The 17,314-nt window shown below is 64.4% G+C and carries 17 protein-coding genes; 8 read left to right on the top strand and 9 right to left on the bottom strand.

Annotated features, from left to right (window positions below):
• Positions 1 to 83 precede the first annotated feature (83 nt).
• On the top strand, positions 84 to 1,028 hold the full coding sequence (locus D769_RS08240; protein WP_008643934.1) for a LysR substrate-binding domain-containing protein: 945 nt from the start codon (positions 84 to 86) through the stop codon (positions 1,026 to 1,028).
• Here D769_RS08240 and D769_RS08235 read toward each other — a convergent pair.
• Together D769_RS08235 and D769_RS08230 are read right to left on the bottom strand one after the other, a co-directional pair.
• Complete coding sequence (locus D769_RS08235; protein WP_008643932.1) at positions 1,025 to 1,468, bottom strand: VOC family protein; 444 nt, start codon at positions 1,466 to 1,468, stop codon at positions 1,025 to 1,027. The genes D769_RS08240 and D769_RS08235 overlap by 4 nt on opposite strands.
• Before the next feature lie 34 nt (positions 1,469 to 1,502).
• Positions 1,503 to 2,048: a GNAT family N-acetyltransferase gene (locus D769_RS08230; protein ID WP_008643930.1), complete on the bottom strand. Its 546-nt coding sequence runs from the start codon at positions 2,046 to 2,048 to the stop codon at positions 1,503 to 1,505.
• Positions 2,049 to 2,294: 246 nt separating this feature from the next.
• Between D769_RS08230 and D769_RS08225 the strand changes: the two genes are divergently transcribed.
• From D769_RS08225 to D769_RS08215, 3 genes are all read left to right on the top strand, one after another.
• The gene (locus D769_RS08225; RefSeq protein WP_008643927.1) at positions 2,295 to 2,735 is read left to right on the top strand and encodes a hypothetical protein; all 441 of its coding nucleotides are present in this window, start codon (positions 2,295 to 2,297) and stop codon (positions 2,733 to 2,735) included.
• A 95-nt stretch (positions 2,736 to 2,830) separates the two neighbouring features.
• Complete coding sequence (locus D769_RS08220) at positions 2,831 to 4,258, top strand: amidase (protein ID WP_008643926.1); 1,428 nt, start codon at positions 2,831 to 2,833, stop codon at positions 4,256 to 4,258.
• A gap of 116 nt (positions 4,259 to 4,374) precedes the next feature.
• Positions 4,375 to 5,367 (top strand): tripartite tricarboxylate transporter substrate-binding protein, encoded by a 993-nt coding sequence (locus tag D769_RS08215; RefSeq protein WP_008643924.1) that lies wholly within the window; start codon positions 4,375 to 4,377, stop codon positions 5,365 to 5,367.
• Between the two features lie 141 nt (positions 5,368 to 5,508).
• Here the strand turns inward: D769_RS08215 and argC are convergent, their stop codons facing one another.
• Positions 5,509 to 6,438 carry an N-acetyl-gamma-glutamyl-phosphate reductase gene (argC, locus tag D769_RS08210; protein ID WP_008643923.1) on the bottom strand — a complete coding sequence of 310 codons (930 nt, stop codon included), beginning with the start codon at positions 6,436 to 6,438 and terminating at the stop codon, positions 5,509 to 5,511.
• A gap of 136 nt (positions 6,439 to 6,574) precedes the next feature.
• On the opposite strand from argC, the gene D769_RS08205 reads away from it, so the two are divergent.
• Positions 6,575 to 7,459 (top strand): LysR family transcriptional regulator, encoded by an 885-nt coding sequence (locus D769_RS08205; RefSeq protein WP_008643922.1) that lies wholly within the window; start codon positions 6,575 to 6,577, stop codon positions 7,457 to 7,459.
• Positions 7,460 to 7,526: 67 nt separating this feature from the next.
• On the opposite strand, the gene D769_RS08200 is transcribed toward D769_RS08205, so the two are convergent.
• On the bottom strand, positions 7,527 to 8,909 hold the full coding sequence (locus tag D769_RS08200; RefSeq protein ID WP_008643921.1) for a glutamate decarboxylase: 1,383 nt from the start codon (positions 8,907 to 8,909) through the stop codon (positions 7,527 to 7,529).
• A gap of 375 nt (positions 8,910 to 9,284) precedes the next feature.
• Here D769_RS08200 and D769_RS08195 point away from each other — a divergent pair, with 375 nt between their 5' ends.
• Positions 9,285 to 9,683 (top strand): DUF1801 domain-containing protein, encoded by a 399-nt coding sequence (locus tag D769_RS08195; protein WP_008643919.1) that lies wholly within the window; start codon positions 9,285 to 9,287, stop codon positions 9,681 to 9,683.
• Between the two features lie 8 nt (positions 9,684 to 9,691).
• On the opposite strand, the gene D769_RS08190 is transcribed toward D769_RS08195, so the two are convergent.
• Together D769_RS08190 and D769_RS08185 are read right to left on the bottom strand one after the other, a co-directional pair.
• On the bottom strand, positions 9,692 to 10,714 hold the full coding sequence (locus tag D769_RS08190; protein ID WP_008643918.1) for a hypothetical protein: 1,023 nt from the start codon (positions 10,712 to 10,714) through the stop codon (positions 9,692 to 9,694).
• A gap of 123 nt (positions 10,715 to 10,837) precedes the next feature.
• Positions 10,838 to 11,272, bottom strand: a complete 435-nt coding sequence (locus D769_RS08185) for a nuclear transport factor 2 family protein (RefSeq protein WP_008643917.1) — start codon at positions 11,270 to 11,272, stop codon at positions 10,838 to 10,840.
• 231 nt (positions 11,273 to 11,503) lie between these two features.
• Here D769_RS08185 and D769_RS08180 point away from each other — a divergent pair, with 231 nt between their 5' ends.
• Positions 11,504 to 13,096 (top strand): TerC family protein, encoded by a 1,593-nt coding sequence (locus D769_RS08180; protein WP_008643916.1) that lies wholly within the window; start codon positions 11,504 to 11,506, stop codon positions 13,094 to 13,096.
• Positions 13,097 to 13,141: 45 nt separating this feature from the next.
• Here D769_RS08180 and D769_RS08175 read toward each other — a convergent pair whose 3' ends face one another.
• Positions 13,142 to 13,684: a hypothetical protein gene (locus tag D769_RS08175; RefSeq protein WP_241227842.1), complete on the bottom strand. Its 543-nt coding sequence runs from the start codon at positions 13,682 to 13,684 to the stop codon at positions 13,142 to 13,144.
• A 395-nt stretch (positions 13,685 to 14,079) separates the two neighbouring features.
• On the opposite strand from D769_RS08175, the gene D769_RS08170 reads away from it, so the two are divergent.
• A complete protein-coding gene (locus tag D769_RS08170; protein WP_008643913.1) occupies positions 14,080 to 14,988 on the top strand; it encodes an alpha/beta hydrolase in 909 nt (302 codons plus the stop codon).
• A gap of 380 nt (positions 14,989 to 15,368) precedes the next feature.
• Here D769_RS08170 and D769_RS08165 read toward each other — a convergent pair whose 3' ends face one another.
• Both D769_RS08165 and D769_RS32270 read right to left on the bottom strand, forming a co-directional pair.
• Complete coding sequence (locus tag D769_RS08165; RefSeq protein ID WP_193750034.1) at positions 15,369 to 17,114, bottom strand: ShlB/FhaC/HecB family hemolysin secretion/activation protein; 1,746 nt, start codon at positions 17,112 to 17,114, stop codon at positions 15,369 to 15,371.
• Positions 17,115 to 17,119: 5 nt separating this feature from the next.
• On the bottom strand, positions 17,120 to 17,314 hold a 195-nt coding region (locus D769_RS32270; protein WP_008643908.1), incomplete at its 5' end, for a hypothetical protein.

Here is a 17,314-nt window from a genome sequence, read left to right as displayed (position 1 = left end):
GACCATGGTGGTGCGCGCGGCTGCCGGGTGCAAAGGCAAAGATCTCAGCTTGTAGATGAGAAAAGCTCACCTAGACTGGACCCATGCAAAAACTGCCGCCCCTGCGCGCATTGCAGGCATTCGAGGCGGTTGCGCGTCACCGCAGCTTCAAGGCCGCAGCGGCGGAGCTGAACGTGACGCCGACCGCCATCAGCCATCAGATCCGGATGCTCGAGCAGATCTGCGGCAAGGCGTTGCTCCAGCGACGCCCGCGTCCGCTCCGGCTGACCGTGGCGGGGGAGGGGCTCTATCCGGCGCTGCGCAGCGGTTTCGCGCTGTTTGCCGAGGCCGTGGCGACCGTTGGGCAGCCCGGTGCGGCACGCCCGCTGCGCGTGACCAGTCCGAACGCTTTCGCGAGCCGCTGGCTGGTTCCGCGCCTTCCGGCCTGGCAGGGGCTGCATCCCGAGTGGTCGCTGGAGATCATCGGCACGGACCGCGTCCTGGACCTGGCTGCGGGCGAGGCTGACGTCGCCATTCGCTACGCGCGTTGCGCGCCCAAGGGGCTGGTCAGCACGGAGTTCGCGCGCGATACCTTCTTCGCCGTGGCCAGCCCGGTGTTGCTGGCGAGGGCGGGGCGGGAAGGGCAGGCGACATTCGATATCGGCGATCTCACGCATATCCCCCTGATCCACTACGAGTGGAGCAGCGGCGACCCGCACGCCCCGACCTGGACGCAGTGGTTCGCGGCTGCGGGTCTCGCCGCAGGCGACTCGTCGGCTCGGCGTGCCCGCCATGACCTGAATTTTCGCGAGGAACTACACGCCATCGACGCGGTAGTGGCCGGCCAGGGCGTGGCGCTATGCAGCAACGTGGTGGTGGACGGCCTGCTGCGCAGCGGGGCGTTGCGCAAGGCGCACGCGCTGGGGTTGCCCGGCTTCGGCTTCTACGTGGCCCATGCCGCCGGCCATCCGGATCTGGCAGTAGTGGAATGCTTTGCAGGCTGGCTGCTGTCGACGGCCGGGACGCCGGAGGGCGAAGATCCGGCCTAGTTGGGCGGCATCCCGGGCGGCATCTCGGGTGGCATCAGGTCCGGGTTCCAGGCGACCTCCCACATATAGCCGTCGGGGTCCTGGAAGTAGCCGGCATAGCCACCCCAGAAGGTATCGACCGGGGGTTTGAGGATGATGGCCCCGGCGCGGCGTGCCTGCTCGATGACGGCGTCGACTTCGGCCCGGGAGCGGACATTGTGACCCAGCGAGATCGACGGGATGCCCAGGGGCGTATCGGTTGCGGCATCCTTGGCCAGGAATTCGCGCGGATAGAGCGCCAGCCGCAGTCCTGACTCCAGATCGAAGAAGACCACGGCGCCATGCTCGAACTCGGTGCCGACGATGCCCTGGGTCGGCCAGCCCAGACCGTCGCGATAGAACGCCAGCGACCGTTCGAGACTGCCGACACCCAGCGTGAGAAGCGTGAGGCGAGGATGCATGGTCGGATGGTTGGATGGTTGGCTGGTTGGTGCTTCAGGGCGCGGGGGATGCGGTGAGATCCAGGGAGACCACGCGCAAGGTGGCGTCGTCGGGGCACATCGTGTCCGTGAAACCCAGCCGATGCGCCAGGCCGCGCATCGCGGTATTGGATGCCAGCACGTAGCCAATCATCGTGTGGTATCCGGCAGCCCGCGCCGTCGCGATCAGGATCCCCATAAGATGGCGCGCCAGGCCAAGACCATGCCAGCCGTCGACGATCGTCACCGCGAATTCGCAGGATCCGGAGTGCGGGTCGATCGTGAAACGGGCGCCGCCAATCAGGTCACCCTTGTCCTCCGTCCCCGCCATGGCGACCAGCGCGCATTCGCGGACCGGCGTAGGGTGAACAGCCGTTTCCAGCAATGCGTCCGGCAGATCGTGCATGGACGCCATGAACCGCGTATACCGCGAATCATCGGAAAGACGATGGAAGGCCGTCAGGATGCCGCCTTTGTCCTGCGGGCGGATCGTTCGAATCAGCGCCTGCTTTCCGTTTCGCAGGGTCACGCAGGTTGGCAGCGTTGGGGCCGTGGCTTGCATAGGGTGATGGCTCGGTTCCATTTGGGCTGATTCATGGTAGGCAAGCGGCGTCGGGAATCCAAATCCGGCGGGCCGGCTACAAACATCGACTGGCGTGGAATAAAGTGGTTCTGGAAGTGGTTTACATCATGCGGGAAGGCCGTGCTGTCGATGACGTCCCGCCGCGGTCTCGCAGGCAAACCGATGTGCCGCGGGATGCGCAACCGCGTGTCGTGACGTCGGGACACTGAAGTCGGGGTGAGGATCATGGGCAAGAGATTGGCGGCCGTGGCAGCGGCAATCGCCGGACTCGGCCTGGGCGGTGGCGTTGGTGGCGCATGGGCGCAGGACATGTCGACGATGTGCCAGCAGGTGGTTGGGCAGGCCGAGATCGGCGGCGTGCTGCAGACCATTGCGGGGGTGGCTTGCCTGCAGCCCGATGGCACGTGGCAGATGGTGGATAGCGGCGATGTGGGCTATGGCGGCGGGGACTATTACTACGACCCGTGGTACTGGACGCCGTATGTGGGGTTTGCCGGCGTGATTTTCATCGACCACCATCATCGTCCGCACGTCATGCACCATGTGTTCTTTCCCAGTCGCGGCGTGATCGTGCGGGGCGGTCACTTCGTGCACGGTGGAGCGCCTGGCGGGTTCCATGGTGGCGCGCCGGGCGGCTTCCATGGCGGGGGTGCCATGCATCACTGAGCCGCGCCAGCGGGGTTACCCGGCTTCTCCAGCCGCATCGCTCATGGCAGACTGCGGAAGTTACTGCAGTTCTTGACGTTGCCTTACACGAAACAATGAGCGAGTCCCTCTGCTTTCTGTCGGCCACCGAGTTGGCCGACGCCATCCGGCACAAACGTGTCTCCCCGGTAGACATCACCTCGGCAGTCCTGGCGCGCGCGGAGCGCCTTCAACCTGAACTGAACTGCTTCATCACGCTCGACGCCGAGCGGGCAATGGAATCGGCCCGCCAGGCAGAACGAATGGTCATGGCTGGCGAGCCACTCGGCTTGCTCCACGGCGTGCCGTTCACGGTCAAGGACATCGTCAACACGCAAAGCGTGCGCACGACCTTCGGCGCGGCGCCGTTGCGGGACAACGTGCCGCAGCAGGACGCCGTCGCGGTGGCCCGCCTGCGCGAACAGGGCGCCATCCTGATCGGCAAGACCACCACGCCGGAGTTTGGCTCCAAGTGCCTGACCGATTCGCCGCTGTTCGGGTGCACACGTAACGCGTGGAGCGCGCAACGGACCAGTGGCGGCTCCAGCGGCGGTGCGGCCGTGGCGGTGGCCAGCGGCATCGCGCCACTGGCTGTCGCCACCGACGGCGGTGGGTCCACGCGGATTCCGGCTGCCTGTAACGGTGTGGTCGGCATCAAGCAAAGCAACGGTGTGATTCCACATAGCCAGGCGCAGGACCTGTACGGCAACCAGACTTACGTCACGCCCACCACGCGCACCGTGGCCGATACCGGCCTGATGATGGCGGCGATGGCGGGCGAGCACGCCTGCGACCCGTGGTCGATCGGCGTGCCGAAGGCCGACTATGTCGATGCCGCGCGCGCCCAGGGCGATCTGCGTGGCAAGCGCATCCTCTATTGCCTGGCGCCGCCGGGCCGCCCGGTGGCCGCGGATGTGGCACGCGCTTTCGAGCGGGGGCTGGCCGCGCTCGCCGGGCTCGGCGCGGAGCTAGAGCCGTTCGATGGCGATGGCTTCAACGATATCGAGCCGCTTTGGCGCGCGATCAACCACACCGTCTGGCGCACGCGCTTCGTCGAGATCGTCGAGCGTCATCGCGACGAACTGAGCGCAACGTTCGTACGTCAGGTGGAGTCGGCCGCGCAAGTCAGTGGCGTGGCGTACCAGCAGGCGATGTTCGACCGTTCGCGGCTGTTCCAGCGCGTGCAGGCGTTGCTCGAGCGCGCCGACCTGCTGGCGATGCCGACCATCATGCGCACCGCGCTGCCGATCGACCAGGATCTGTTTGGCACGATCGAGATCGACGGACACGTACACGAGAACGTGCGCGCGAACTGGTTTCCGTGGACGATGCCGTTCAACATGACCGGCCATCCCGCGATCAGCCTGCCGTGCGGCTTTGGCAGCGACGATCTGCCGATCGGGCTGCAACTGGTTGGACGGTTCCGCCGCGACGCGGAACTTCTGCGTTCCGCCGCGTTGTTCGAATCGGCCCACGGCTTCCTGGACCGGTGGCCGTCGCTGTGACACCACGTGATGCCGCGTGATGCCGATACCGATCTCAATATCGAGATCGACGCCGACATCACCACCCTTTGCTTGCGCCTTCCCAGGCTTCCCGCTTTCACCACAGGACATTCCTCATGACCGTCAAGTTTCATCCCGGCCGCCTGACTTGGCTGCTTGGCACCGCGTTCAGCGGGCTCATGATCGTTGCCGCGCCGGCATCCGCTGCGGACGATGTGCCGATGCACATCATCGTTGGCTACGCGCCGGGCGGTGCCGCCGACAGTCTGGCCCGGATCTACGCCGAGCAACTGCGTCAGGACGGACAGGGCACAGTGATCGTGGAGAACCGCCCGGGCGCCTCTGCACGGCTGGCGCTCGACTACGTCAAGCGGTCGAAGCCCGATGGCAAGACGATCTTCATCGGCCCGTCGCCACTGTTCACGATCTTCCCGCTCACGTACAAGAAGCTCAGCTACGACGCCGACAAGGACCTCGTGCCCGTGGCGGTGCTAACTGACGTGCCGACCGCCGTGGCCGCCGGCGTGCAGCAGCCGTACAAGAACATGAAGGAATTCCTGGACTGGGCCAAGCAGCATCCGTCCAAGGCCAGTCTCGGCCTGGCTACGATCGGCAGCGCGGGCCACCTTGGCACGGTGGCGCTGGGCAAGGCATCGGGCATCGCCATCACGCCCACGCCATACCGTGGCGCATCGCCAATGCTGGTGGACGTGATCAGCGGCAACGTGTCGATCGGCTGGGATGCGGTAGCCAGCATGATGTCGCTGTACAAGGGCGGCAAGATCCAGCTTCTTGGCGTGAGCGGCACGCGACGTGCCAAGGCGTTGCCGGAAGTGCCGACGATGAAGGAGCAGGGCATCAACCAGTACGAATTCGCGACCAGCTGGTACGGCGCCTTCGTGCCCGCCGGCACGCCCGCCGCAGAGCAGGCGAAGCTCGAAAAGGCGTTCCTCCACGCATCGACCAATGCGTCGAGCGCGGCCAAGCTGGAGACGCTGGGACTTGAGGTGAACGCCCAATCCGGCGAGGCGGCGCGCAAGCGCATCCAGACAGAACGCGCGGCATGGAAGCCGATCGTCGAGTCGACCGGGTTCGTGGCCGAGGATTGATGCCGGCCACTGCCAGGGGGCGATGAACGCTGGGGCGCTTCATTGCCTGCTTGTGTCCCGCGCATGACGGCCACGAACAGATCCGCGCAACCATGCGCTGGCATCTGGACGTGGCCGTCTGTCATTTCAGCCCAATGGCAACTATCGCGACGCGAGCATCAGGTTCAGGTTTTGAATCGCAGCGCCGGATGCGCCCTTGCCGAGGTTGTCGAAAACGGCTGACAGGAGAACGTGCCCGTGCTCCGTGCCAGGAAATACGCTCAGGCGCATGTCGTTCGTGCCATTCAGCAATTGCGGGTCCAGGTGCTTCACGGCGGACGATTCTGACAGTGGCAAGACCTGCACGTGGTCTGCCCCGGCATAGTGCCGCGCGAGGCAGGCGTGTAGCGTGGCGCCATCCACGCCGGGTGCCAGCAGCCGCAACGCCAGCGGCACAGTCAGCACGATGCCCTGGCGGAACGCGCCGTATGCGGGGACGAAAATAGGAGACTGCGCGAGCCCGGCGTGCTGCTGGATCTCCGGCGTGTGCTTGTGCGCGAGTTCCAAGCCATATACTTGGTAGGAAGGCGCGCTGGCGGCTCCCGGTCCCTCGTATTCCTCCACGCCGGCGCGTCCCCGTCCGGAGTAGCCGGATACCGCATGAATGCTGATGGGGTAATCGCCCGGGATGAGCCCAGCCTGCACCAACGGACGCAGCAGGCCAATCGCACCGGTCGGATAGCAGCCGGGATTGGTGACCCGGCGCGCGTTCGCAATGTTCTCAGCCTGACCCGGCGCCATCTCAGGAAACCCGTAAGTCCAGTCCGGCTGTGTACGGTGCGCGGAGCTTGCGTCGATGACGCGAACCGCAGGATTGACAATCGTGGCCACAGCCTCGCGCGCGGCGGCATCCGGCAAGCAGAGGATGGCAATGTCGCAGGCGTTGATGGCTTCCGCGCGACGCTGCAGATCCTTGCGCTCCGTGGCAGCAAGCGTGATCAGTCTGATATCGGTCCGGTTACGCAGCCGTTCGTGGATGAGCAACCCGGTGGTGCCTTGGTCGCCGTCGATGAAAACAATGGGAGAGCTCATGGGTGAAATACTCCGCTGACTTTGGGTTGGAGGCAGTAGAACGAAGAGCGAGCCCCTATATTCCGTGTATAGCTACAATAGAGAAAGTTGAATTTCATAACACAGACATTCAATTTTTCTGAATCAGGACGCCGACATGCGAGAGATCAGCCTGGACCGCTTGCGCACTCTGGTTGCCATTGCAGAGCGCGGCTCGTTTGCCGATGCGGCGCGAGCGTTGCATCTGGCGCCGCCAACGGTCAGCCTCCATATCGCCGAACTCGAAGCCCGCATTGGCGCTCCACTCCTGTCGCGCAAGCGCGGACAAGTCAGGCCGTCGGCAATAGGGGAGGTGCTGGTGGAGCGCGCACGCCGGCTGCTGGCCGATGCGGAGCGGGCGCTGGACGATATTCAACGCCAGGTGCAGGGGCTGGAAGGGCGGGTGCGGCTCGGTGCGTCGACGGGGGCGATCGCGCACCTGTTGCCGCAAGCGCTCGAAGGGCTGCGCCAGCACCATCCCGCGATCGACATACAGGTGGCGGTGCTGACTTCACATGAAACGTTGTCCCGACTGGCGGATGGGACGCTGGACGTTGGGCTGGTTGCACTGCCGCAGCCGCCGGTAGCCGGGCTCGTGATCAAGCCTTGGCGCCGCGACCCCGTGATGGCTTTCTTGCCGGCGCATTGGGAGTGCCCAGCACGCGTCACGCCTGAATGGCTCGCCGCCCAACCTCTCATTCTCAATGACGCGACCACGCGACTTTCACGTCTGACTACGGAGTGGTTCGCGACTGCGGGGTATCATCCCGCGCCCCGCATTCAGCTCAACTACAACGACGCGATCAAGAGTCTGGTGGCGGCCGGCTACGGCGCCTCGCTACTACCCCTTGAGGAGACGGCGCCATCGCCCGACAAGCGCATCGTCATGCGTCCGCTGCGCCCGGCGTTGTGGCGTCGGCTCGGTATTGCACATCGTGCGGGGTACGTGGAGCGTTCCACGCAGCATGTGCTTGATATGTTGCGGGATCTGCGCTTGGCGTAGACGTTGCCAAAAAAGAAAAAGCCGGCCGGGGGCATTGCGTGCCCTCGGCCGGCCAGTCATCCACCCATCAGCACTTCAACGATGTCGATTGCGCTTCGGCATGTTTGTGCAATGCAGGAGGCTTGGCATTGCCACCGTTGGCCTCGAGGAACTTGCAGGCGTTGATGATATCGGTGGCAAGCAGTTGCGCCACATTGTGGTTCACATGCGGACGTACCACCACGCGCAGGCTCGTGACCGATTCGGCGTTGGGCGGCATCGTGTACGCGGACAGCACCCAGCCTTTCTCGCGGACCTTGTTGGAGACATCGAACTCGTTGAAGTTCTTGTACTTCTTGTTCAGCGTCACTGCCACCACCGGAATGCGCTGCGTGGTGTTCATGATCTCGAAGTACCCGCTATCGACGAGCTGCTGGCGCAGGAAGATCGCGTTGTCCAGTGTGTGCTGCATCACGCGTTTGTAGCCGTCGAACCCAAGCCGCAGGAACTGGTAGTACTGCACGGCCACCTGGAATGCGTTGCGGCTGAAGTTGAGGGTGGCCGTGGGCATTTCGCCGCCCAGGTAGTTCACGTAGAACACCAGTTCCTCGTTGAAGATCTTGCGTTCGCGGAACACCACCCAGCCGAGGCCCGGAGGCGTCAGCCCGTACTTGTGGCCCGAGGCGTTGATCGACTGCACGCGCGGCAGGCGGAAGTCCCACTTGTAGTCGGGGTAGAGGAACGGGTTGACGAAGCCGCCGGAGGCGCCGTCGATATGCATGGGGACCGAGATGCCCGTGCGCTTCTCGTAGTCATCGAGCCAGTCATGAATGCCCTGGATGTCGTCATCCTCGCCCGTGAAGGTCTGCCCGGCGATGGCTACGACGCAGATCGTGTTCTCGTCGACGTACTTGTCCAGGTCTTCGGCGGTCAGGCAGTAGTTGCCCGGCTTCAGCGGCACGATGCGCGGCTCGACATCGAAGTAGCGCAGGAACTTCTTCCACACGATCTGCACGTTGCCGCCCGTCACCATGTTCGGGCGGGTGGCATCCTTGCCTTCGGCCTGGCGGCGCTGGCGCCAGTTCCACTTGTGTGCCAGGCCTCCGAGCATGCAGGCTTCGGATGAGCCTACCGTACACGTGCCGTACGGCTCCACGCCCTTCGGACCGTTCCACAACTCATGCAGCCAGCGCACCATGCGGCCTTCCATGGCGAAGAGCCGCGGATACATGTCGTGGTCGATATAGTTCTTGAAGATATTGCGCGCGGCAACTTCCCGGGCTTCCGGTTCCGCGAACGTGGTGACGAACGACGACATGTTGAGCATGGGGTTGGTGTCGGTCCATTCGTCACTGATCACGATCGCGGCCGCTGCATTCGCCGAGATGCCTTCACGCGGGAAGACGTTTTCAGGCACCTCGTAGTTGAACTGGTCGTACGGTGTGACCTTGTGCTCTTGCATGTCGCTCATGGATACCCCTCGTAACGTTGACATGGCGAGAACCGGCGACCCGATACCCGGTCACGGCGCGAAGGCACCGAACAGGAAGACGAACGGGTGCGGAAAGCGCGGGAGGGAAGGGCAGGCGCCGGCTGCGGCGCCGCGTTCCGTGGACGTACCCCGGGCACGCGGCTCGACACGAGTATAGAAGCGAAGCCCCTCAGAAATCATTGTGCTTTAGGCCAATACGGACGCACAAAATCACTCTCGCGTGATGAGGCCCGCGGTGATGGGAAAGCTATACTCGACTCCGCTGTCAGTCAGGTACCCGGTGTGCGTAATTCGACTGCCTGACATGCCCGAATCTGCCGTAGTACCGAGGTGTGTTTTCGAGGAGAAACTGGGATGACAAAGAGCGAACCGCGAGAGAGCGATTCGGCTTCCCGATTGATCGACGGGAGGATCCAGGAGCTGGGTGACTGGCGCGGCGCGATGTTGGCGCGGCTACGCGCGGTGGTGAAGGCCGCCGATCCCGAAGTGATCGAGGAATGGAAATGGCGGGGCGTGCCGGTGTGGTCGCACGCCGGCATTCTCTGCACGGGCGAGACCTACAAGAGCGTCGTGAAAATGACCTTTGCCAAGGGGGCGTCGCTGGAAGACCCGGCGGGGCTTTTCAATGCCAGTCTCGAAGGCAACACGCGGCGTGCGATCGACTTTCATGAAGGCGAGGAGATCGACGAGCCTTCGCTGAAAGCGCTTATCCAGGCTGCCGTTGCGCTCAACCAGTCGAAATCCCGCAAGTAGTCACTGCGTTATGGCAGCAGGTGTCGCCCGAAGAACGCGACGATCTTGCGATGGACTTCAGCAACCTCGGCGCGATCGAAGCCGGGGGGATCGTTGAGCAGTTCGCCCAGGAGTCCGGTCAGACCCGGCGGGTGCGGCGACAGCAATGCGCCGTGTCCGCCCGTGGGCATGTCGGCGACATGCTCGCAGGTCTGGCAGACCGCCAGTACCCGGTCCGCGTGGAAGCGCGGAATCAGCCAGCGGTCCTGTTCGGCCGTGACCAGGCCAAGGGGTACGGCTGGCCGGACCAGTGAATCCATGTCGAAGTCCGCGGCGGCGGGCACGCCGGCCACCACTGCCGCGATGCGTGGATCGAAGGTGGCGCGTGGGGTGTCGTCGTCAAAACGGTGGTGAATCACGCGCAGGGCCACCCATTCCTTCACGCCGTCCAGTGGGCCGCCCGTCAGTCTTGTGGTCAACCCGACGCAGGTCTGGAAATCCTCTGCGATATGGGCATCGCAATGCTGCATGAACCGTGCCGGTGACCAGCGTCCTCCCGCCAGGCTTAGCGCGGTATGGCCGCCTGCGGATATCCCGAACATGCCGACCTTGTCCAGCCGAAGCATCGACGCGAATCGCGCGTCTCGGCCCATCGCGTCGATGGCGCGCGATACTTCTGCGGGCCGGATGGTCCAGCTGTCGGGGCCGGGGTCGCTGCTATCCAGATAGTTGTCCGCCTTGTGCAGCGGCATGGCAACGATGTATCCCGCGTCGACCAGGTTTCGCGCGAGGTCGGCATGGACCCACGGCGCGCCACCCGAACCGTGCGAGATCACAATCAGCCTGCCGTTGCCCGCCACCGGGTGGCCTTCCACCGCGACATCGAGCAGGAATCGCCCACGCTTTACCGGGTGGCTCGCATCGTTCGATGGGTAATAGACGGTCACCGGGCCGTCATCCCCGCTGGCCGGCAATTCGGTCAGCCCCATCGAGGCACGGGCAATCCCGCACAGCAATGCCAGCAGCAGGCCGGCCCAGCGAAACCTATGCATGCGAATCCTCGTCGTTGGCGGGAGGCGCGATCCCGGTGCCGGAAGCATAGCCGCTGGCGTGGCTGGCGTCTTGCCGAAACTGAGGCCACAGGGCCCCTCGCCTCGGCAATCGCCAGCGGCCTGTCAGTCTTGTCCGGCCAGTACGTGCTTCTGGCTAGCCAGCTTGGCGCCCATGGCTGCGCCGAGCGCCTGCAGTCCCGACATCGGGCGCACCATCACTTCGAATTCCTCGATCTTGCCCGCCTGGTCGAAGCGCAGCATGTCAATGCCCTTGAGCGCCTTGCCGTCGACCTCGGCGCTGAATTCGAGCACCACACCCAGCCCGTCCGCCGTGGCGAACGTGCGGTGATAGGTGAAGTTCTTGAATACCGTGTTGACGGTTTTCAGGACCAGCTTGATCGCAGCACGGCCCGGGTAAGGTGTATGCGCGACCGGCGAGCGAAACACAATGCTGTCGGACAGCAGGGGATCGAGTTCCTCCATGGCGTTGCGTGCCAGAAGGTCATGCCAGGTTGCCAGCGTCTTTGCGGCTGCCGGGGAAAGTCCTGCTGCGGTCATGTCGTGTCTCCTCATGGTGGCGCCGTCTCCGGTTGGATACGGTCGTGTACTATGCAACTGGTTGCATAGTACACGACGGCGCAGTGTGGTGCCATGTCCGGTTTAGATGCTTCCATCGGTTATCGAGGGACGGTCAAGTCGCCCGAAAGTCGATGCAGGCTCACGGCTGCCTTGCTGTGGCGGCCCGTCGATTCCGGCTACAGTGCACGTTTCCCCACGTGAAATCCCGCCATGGAATGGTTGACTGACCCCTCGATCTGGATCGGACTGGTCACGCTGGTCGTGCTCGAGATCGTCCTCGGCATCGACAACCTCATCTTCGTGGCGATTCTCGCGGACAAGTTGCCGCCGAGCCAGCGCGACAAGGCGCGGGTGGTTGGCCTGTCGCTGGCGATGTTCATGCGGCTCGGCTTGCTGTCGGTGATGTCGTGGCTCATCACGCTCACCCGGCCGCTGTTCTCCATTGGGCCGCTTTCGATGTCGGCCCGGGACCTGATCCTGGCGGTGGGCGGCTTCTTCCTGTTGCTCAAGGCCACGCTCGAACTTCATGAGCGGCTGGAGGGCATGCCACATATGGAGGGGGGCAAGACCGAGTACGCCGGCTTCTGGGTGGTAGTGACCCAGATCGTGATTCTCGACGCGGTGTTCTCGCTGGACGCGGTGATCACTGCGGTGGGGGTGGCCGACCATCTCGGCGTGATGATGGCCGCCGTCGTGATCGCGGTCGGCGTCATGCTGATTGCCTCCAAGCCGCTGACCCGATTCGTGAACGCGCACCCGACGGTGGTGGTGCTGTGTCTCAGCTTCCTGCTGATGATCGGCATGAGCCTGGTGGCGGAAGGGCTCGGCTTCCATATTCCGAAGGGCTACCTCTATTCGGCGATCGGATTCTCGGTGCTGATCGAGGCATTCAACCAGGTCGCGCAGCGCAACTTTCTACGTCATATGGCGCGGGTGCCGATGCGGCAGAGAACAGCCGATGCCGTATTGCGCCTGCTGGGCGACCGGCGCGCCAATGCGTCGGAGGCGCCAGAAGGCGGGGCCGTGAAGCGGGATGAACCGCTACCGTTCGCGCCGGAAGAGCGCAGCATGGTGAGTGGCGTGATGACACTGGCCGAACGATCCGTCCACTCCCTGATGACGCCGCGCGCCGATATCTCATATTTGAACGTGAACGCCGACGCCGGTACGCTGCGCAAGCAGATTCTTGATGACCCGCACAGCTTCTTGCCGGTATGCCGTGGCGAACTGGACAACGTGATTGGCGTCGTGCGCGGCAAGGATGCGCTCGGAGACCTGTTCGACAAGGGCGCCATCGACGAGGCTAAGAGCCTGCGTGAGCCAATCGTGGTCCACGAGTCGATCAATATCCTGCGTTTGATCGATACCCTGAAGGACTCGCATTCGCGCGGCCGCCTGGTGCTGGTGGCGGACGAGTATGGCGCGATCGTTGGTCTGGTGACACCGATCGACATCCTCGAAGCCATTGCGGGCGAGTTTCCCGACGAGGACGAGACCACCACGATCACAAAGATCGACGAAGGGCACTGGCTCATGGATGGCGCAGCGGATCTGCATGGTGTGGCGCAGGCGCTCGGCCTCGACCCCGCCTGGGTGAGTTCGGCGAAAGGCGCCGCTTCGCTTGGGGGCTTGCTGCTCGAGCACTTCGGCATGGTGCCGAAACCACGGATGACGCTCGATCTGGAGGGCTATCGCTTCACGGTCACGGCGGTGAGCGATCGCCGGATCGAGCGCGTCGACGTTCAGGCCCCGGGAAGGGCTACCGCCGATGCCGAGGGCACCCCGATTGACTCGGGTGCCTGAGCGCACCTGTCGGATACCGCCGCAGGCACGGTTGGCGCCCTGAGTTCAGCGTTGCCCCGCTGCTTTCGGTGGCGCGCAGCAGCGCGCGGCATCAATGACGCGATGCCTGCAGGCAGGCAGCCCCGGCGGGTTCTTGCAAAGCAGCGCGTTAGCCGGAAGCGCATAGATGAACTGTTTGTCGATCATGCAAAGCTCGGCCGCCGCGATATCGTTCAGCAGCATTGTGTCGATGGGCTCGATAACCGTGGAGTAGCCGCACGCCGCCATGGCACGCTTGACGCCTTCAGTATCGGTGCCGGGGCGGCTCCAGTACGTATATGCGGGTGGGCGGGGCGGGCGGCGCTTGAGCAGCGCGGGGTCGAAGTCGGGGTCGGTACCGAAGGTCTTGCCACGCGGCACATTGGCGCAGGCCGGCAGATCTGGATTGTCCGTGCAGACGATGCGCCTGTCTTGATAGACGAACCCATTGTCGATCATGCAGAGCTGCGCGCGCGCATGGTCGTCGCTAGTCATCGTGGTGCCGTCGACATAGCCTGCGTGAACGAATCCGCAGCCGAGCATGGCGCTGCGCACGCCTGCCTCGTTCACCCCCGGCTTGGACCAAAGGGTATACAGGGGTGGCGACGGTTGGAACGGCCGGGTTGTGCAGGCCATCAGGGATAGCAGGGCGGTTGCCAGTGCGGCAGATCGAAGTAGATGCATCTGACAGGAATTGGCGTTGTTCTTTTGGCGTCGTTGACGTGTCGGCGTATTCGGGTCGTCATGGTATCAGCAGTGCTCGGCGGATCTCCAGGGAGCAGGGCGTCAGCAGGCGGGCGTGAAGCCGATCGGTTCAGGCATCGACAGCCAATATGCGGCGCGGCAGCGCCTTGCGTTGTGCGCGACTTGCACTACGCTTCAGGGGGCTCGCGCGAAGCGCAGCCATTCAGGCGATCCAATAACGTGACTTTCCAACACCGGCCACTCCCGCCCCGGAGAACAACATGCGAAGACTCCTTGCCGCCGTCGTGTTCATGCTTGCCATGGTCCAGCCGTTGCAAGCACAGGTGAAGCCATTTCCGCCAGGTTTCCGGCACCAGAATATCCAGACCGAGGGCGCGACGCTGTATGTGCGGGTGGGTGGCAGCGGGCCTGCGGTGGTCCTGCTGCACGGTTTTGGCGATACCGGGGACATGTGGGCGCCACTGGCCGCCGAACTGGCACGCACCCATACGGTGGTGGTGCCGGATCTGCGCGGAATGGGGCTGTCGTCGCATCCTGACGGCGGCTACGACAAGCGCACGCAGGCTGGGGATATCCGGTCGGTGCTGGCGCAACTGAACATCGACCAGGCAGACGTGGTTGGCCACGACATCGGCACGATGGTCGCCTATGCCTATGCGGCGCGCTATCCGGACAAGACGAAAAGGCTGATCGTCATGGACGCGCCGGTGCCGGGAATCCCGCCGTGGGAACAGATCGTCCGGATGCCAGCGCTCTGGCATTTCTCCTTCGGCGGCCCGGATGCGGAGCGGCTGGTAAAGGGCCGGGAACGCATCTACCTGGACAGGTTCTGGAACGAGTTCGCCGGAGATCCTTCGAAGATCGACGAAGCCACACGGGTTCACTATGCCCGGCTCTACGCCAAGCCGGGCGCGATGCATTCAGCGTTCGCGCAATTCCTCTCGATTCCGCAAGACGCCGAGGATAACCAGAAATCGCTGGCGACCAAGCTGACCATGCCGGTGCTGGCGATTGGCGGCGCGAAGTCTTTTGGCCAGAACGAAGCGATCGTCATGCGCAATGCCGCGACCAACGTGAAAGAACTGGTTATTCCGAATGCCGGGCATTGGCTGATGGAAGAACAACCACAGGCTACAGTCGGCGCGATCGTCGATTTCCTCGCGCAATAGCTTGGAGGGCCCCGGCTTCCTGACGGTCTGACGCCTGCATGCTATGTCTACCCTGCATTCAAAAAAAGTAGCGCGGGCTAGATTGAAATGGCGGTACGGGCGTGTCTTTTTCTGGGCTTCCCGTCGGGTGGTGGTGCCGGCCTGATGCAGCCGAATTGCAATAGAGGTGGGGCAGGTGAACGGCGGCGCGCTCCGCGTTCGAGTCAGGCGGCGGCAACGGCAGCTACCGACCGCGGATTCAACCGAGTAAATCGAACGACCCATCCCGGCCGTTCTCAGTCGACTGCTCCGCCGCCAGGCCCGGTGGTCTGCAACCTCGATACCTTCGAGTTCTGGTTCAACATCGTCACGCATTAACCGTCCGAACATCCAGGTCGTCGTCAGAAGCCCGCGACGACCTGGAAGTGCACGCGCTGGTGTCGTTGCAGGTCGGCGCGGTCATTGAAGCCGTAGCCGTAGGCCAGCCGTGCCGTCAGATACTTGCCGTAGTTCAGATCGAAGCCAAGGCCGGCGCTTGTCAGGCTGGTGAGGCCGCCGTCGGTGCCCGGCGGCGCGTATGCCTTCACCGCGCCATGATCGACGAACACGAACGCGCTGAGGCCCAGCGAGCGGCTGTCCGGCGCGGTGCTGCCATACAGCCGGCGGTGCAGTTCGGCCGTCAGCGTGTAACCGTTGTAGCCGCCCAGCGCGGCGCTGTCATAGCCGCGCACCGATCCGTCGCCGCCGATGAAGAACTGCTCGCTGCTGGGCAGCAACTGGTCGCGCGTCCATTGGAAACTGCCGCCCACCTGCAGCGAGAGTGCCGCCCCGAGGTCGTGCCAGTGGCGGGCATAGCCACGCACCAGCCGGAAATTCTGCCAGTCGGTGCTGGCATTGCGGCCTTCGCCGGTGGCAAAGCTCAGTTGCGCAAAGGTGAAGTTGCCGTCTGCGCCGGCGCGCATGTCGACGCCCACGGCGGTGGTGTTGGTCTGGTTGTGCGATAGCTCGATCGGATCAATGCGGCTGTCCGAATCCTGCCGCTTGTGCGAGACGGTCAGGTCGAGCTGCACCGCCTGCACGAACAGCAGCGGCTGGCGCAGGCCGAACAGGTTGGTGCGCGAGGTGCCCTCGATGCCCAGCGATGCGAACGGGCCATTCCTGATCTTGGTCTCGTCGTGGAAGTAGCCGTACGAAAGGCGCGTGCCCCAGGGCGTTACCGGTACGCTGTAGTTCACGGAGCCACCGCGATAGCCCTCGGCGGCTGCGCCACTCAGCGTGAGTTCGTCGCGCCATCCGAGCAGGCTGCGGTTGGTGTAGATGGCGCCGAAGCGCGTTTCACCGGTGTAGCGGCTGCCGCCGTTATCCGTGTAGGCGCGCACGCTCTGCCGCTCGGGCTCGGCGGCGACCAGCACGATGTCCGTGGCACCGGTGTCCTGACCTGGCTCCAGTTGGGCGCGCAACTGCATTTCATTGGTGCGATTGAAGCGCTGCAGGTCGGCCTCCAGCGTGGGCAGGTCCACCAACGCGCCGGGGGCCTGACCCGCGCGCCAGCGGATATAGCGGTCGGCGGTCGACGCATTGCCTTCAATGCGCACCGTGCCCACGCGGCCTTCTACCAGGCGGATGTGCACCACGCCCGTGGTGACCTCCTGCGGGGGGATCACCGCCATCGCCGTGGCGATGTTGCGCGCCTGATATTGCGCGTTGACGGCGGCCACCAGTTCGCGGAGTTCGGCCAGCGATACCTCACGACCCTCGTACGGGGCGGCCAGTTCGCGCAGCAGCGATTCGGGCAGGATGGCCGACGGCGTGAACACGATCTGCCTGACCTGGAAGCGGATACTGGCGTCCTGGGCCGACACATCGGGCACCGGCTTCTGGTCGATCAGCTTGTCTGGCGCCGGTACATCGGGCTCGGAGCGTCGGCGAATGCGCTGCTCGTTCTCGATGGCCTGCCGCTGGATCACGGCCGGGTCGGCAGCCGGTGGTATGGCCACGGGTGGCACCTGTGCATTGGCCTGTTGCGAGGGCAGCCCACCGAGCGCGGCGGCCAGCGTCACCGACGCCAGCCTGAAGGTCGGCGCGATGGGGCGCGACAGGGTCCTGTTGAACATGCTTGAAAGGTAAGGGATGCGGGACGTGGGCATGCGCGTCATTCGGCCAGGCATTTGGTGTCATCGGGGGGGCAGGGCGCCAGCAGCATGCGGTCGATCGTCCAGCTTCCGGATGCCGACACCGGGGCGCCGGGCGATGCCGCGCGGGAGGTCCACGATGCCGAGGACAGGTCGCCCAGGCCAACCGGGATGCCGGTCATGGCGATCAGTTGCCCCGGCTGGGCCGCCGCCGG

The sequence above is a fragment of the Cupriavidus sp. HMR-1 genome (genome assembly GCF_000319775.1).
GTDB classification, from domain to species: domain Bacteria; phylum Pseudomonadota; class Gammaproteobacteria; order Burkholderiales; family Burkholderiaceae; genus Cupriavidus; species Cupriavidus metallidurans.
This window is presented reverse-complemented; position numbering and strand designations above follow the sequence as displayed.

What these genes read in the sequence shown, in the direction of transcription:
- D769_RS08240 (WP_008643934.1), top strand. Translation starts at nt 84, where the DNA reads ATGCAAAAACTGCCGCCCCTGCGCGCATTGCAGGCATTCGAGGCGGTT.
- D769_RS08235 (WP_008643932.1), bottom strand. Translation starts at nt 1,468, where the DNA reads ATGCATCCTCGCCTCACGCTTCTCACGCTGGGTGTCGGCAGTCTCGAA.
- D769_RS08230 (WP_008643930.1), bottom strand. Translation starts at nt 2,048, where the DNA reads ATGCAAGCCACGGCCCCAACGCTGCCAACCTGCGTGACCCTGCGAAAC.
- D769_RS08225 (WP_008643927.1), top strand. Translation starts at nt 2,295, where the DNA reads ATGGGCAAGAGATTGGCGGCCGTGGCAGCGGCAATCGCCGGACTCGGC.
- D769_RS08220 (WP_008643926.1), top strand. Translation starts at nt 2,831, where the DNA reads ATGAGCGAGTCCCTCTGCTTTCTGTCGGCCACCGAGTTGGCCGACGCC.
- D769_RS08215 (WP_008643924.1), top strand. Translation starts at nt 4,375, where the DNA reads ATGACCGTCAAGTTTCATCCCGGCCGCCTGACTTGGCTGCTTGGCACC.
- argC (WP_008643923.1), bottom strand. Translation starts at nt 6,438, where the DNA reads ATGAGCTCTCCCATTGTTTTCATCGACGGCGACCAAGGCACCACCGGG.
- D769_RS08205 (WP_008643922.1), top strand. Translation starts at nt 6,575, where the DNA reads ATGCGAGAGATCAGCCTGGACCGCTTGCGCACTCTGGTTGCCATTGCA.
- D769_RS08200 (WP_008643921.1), bottom strand. Translation starts at nt 8,909, where the DNA reads ATGAGCGACATGCAAGAGCACAAGGTCACACCGTACGACCAGTTCAAC.
- D769_RS08195 (WP_008643919.1), top strand. Translation starts at nt 9,285, where the DNA reads ATGACAAAGAGCGAACCGCGAGAGAGCGATTCGGCTTCCCGATTGATC.
- D769_RS08190 (WP_008643918.1), bottom strand. Translation starts at nt 10,714, where the DNA reads ATGCATAGGTTTCGCTGGGCCGGCCTGCTGCTGGCATTGCTGTGCGGG.
- D769_RS08185 (WP_008643917.1), bottom strand. Translation starts at nt 11,272, where the DNA reads ATGACCGCAGCAGGACTTTCCCCGGCAGCCGCAAAGACGCTGGCAACC.
- D769_RS08180 (WP_008643916.1), top strand. Translation starts at nt 11,504, where the DNA reads ATGGAATGGTTGACTGACCCCTCGATCTGGATCGGACTGGTCACGCTG.
- D769_RS08170 (WP_008643913.1), top strand. Translation starts at nt 14,080, where the DNA reads ATGCGAAGACTCCTTGCCGCCGTCGTGTTCATGCTTGCCATGGTCCAG.
- D769_RS08165 (WP_193750034.1), bottom strand. Translation starts at nt 17,114, where the DNA reads ATGCCCACGTCCCGCATCCCTTACCTTTCAAGCATGTTCAACAGGACC.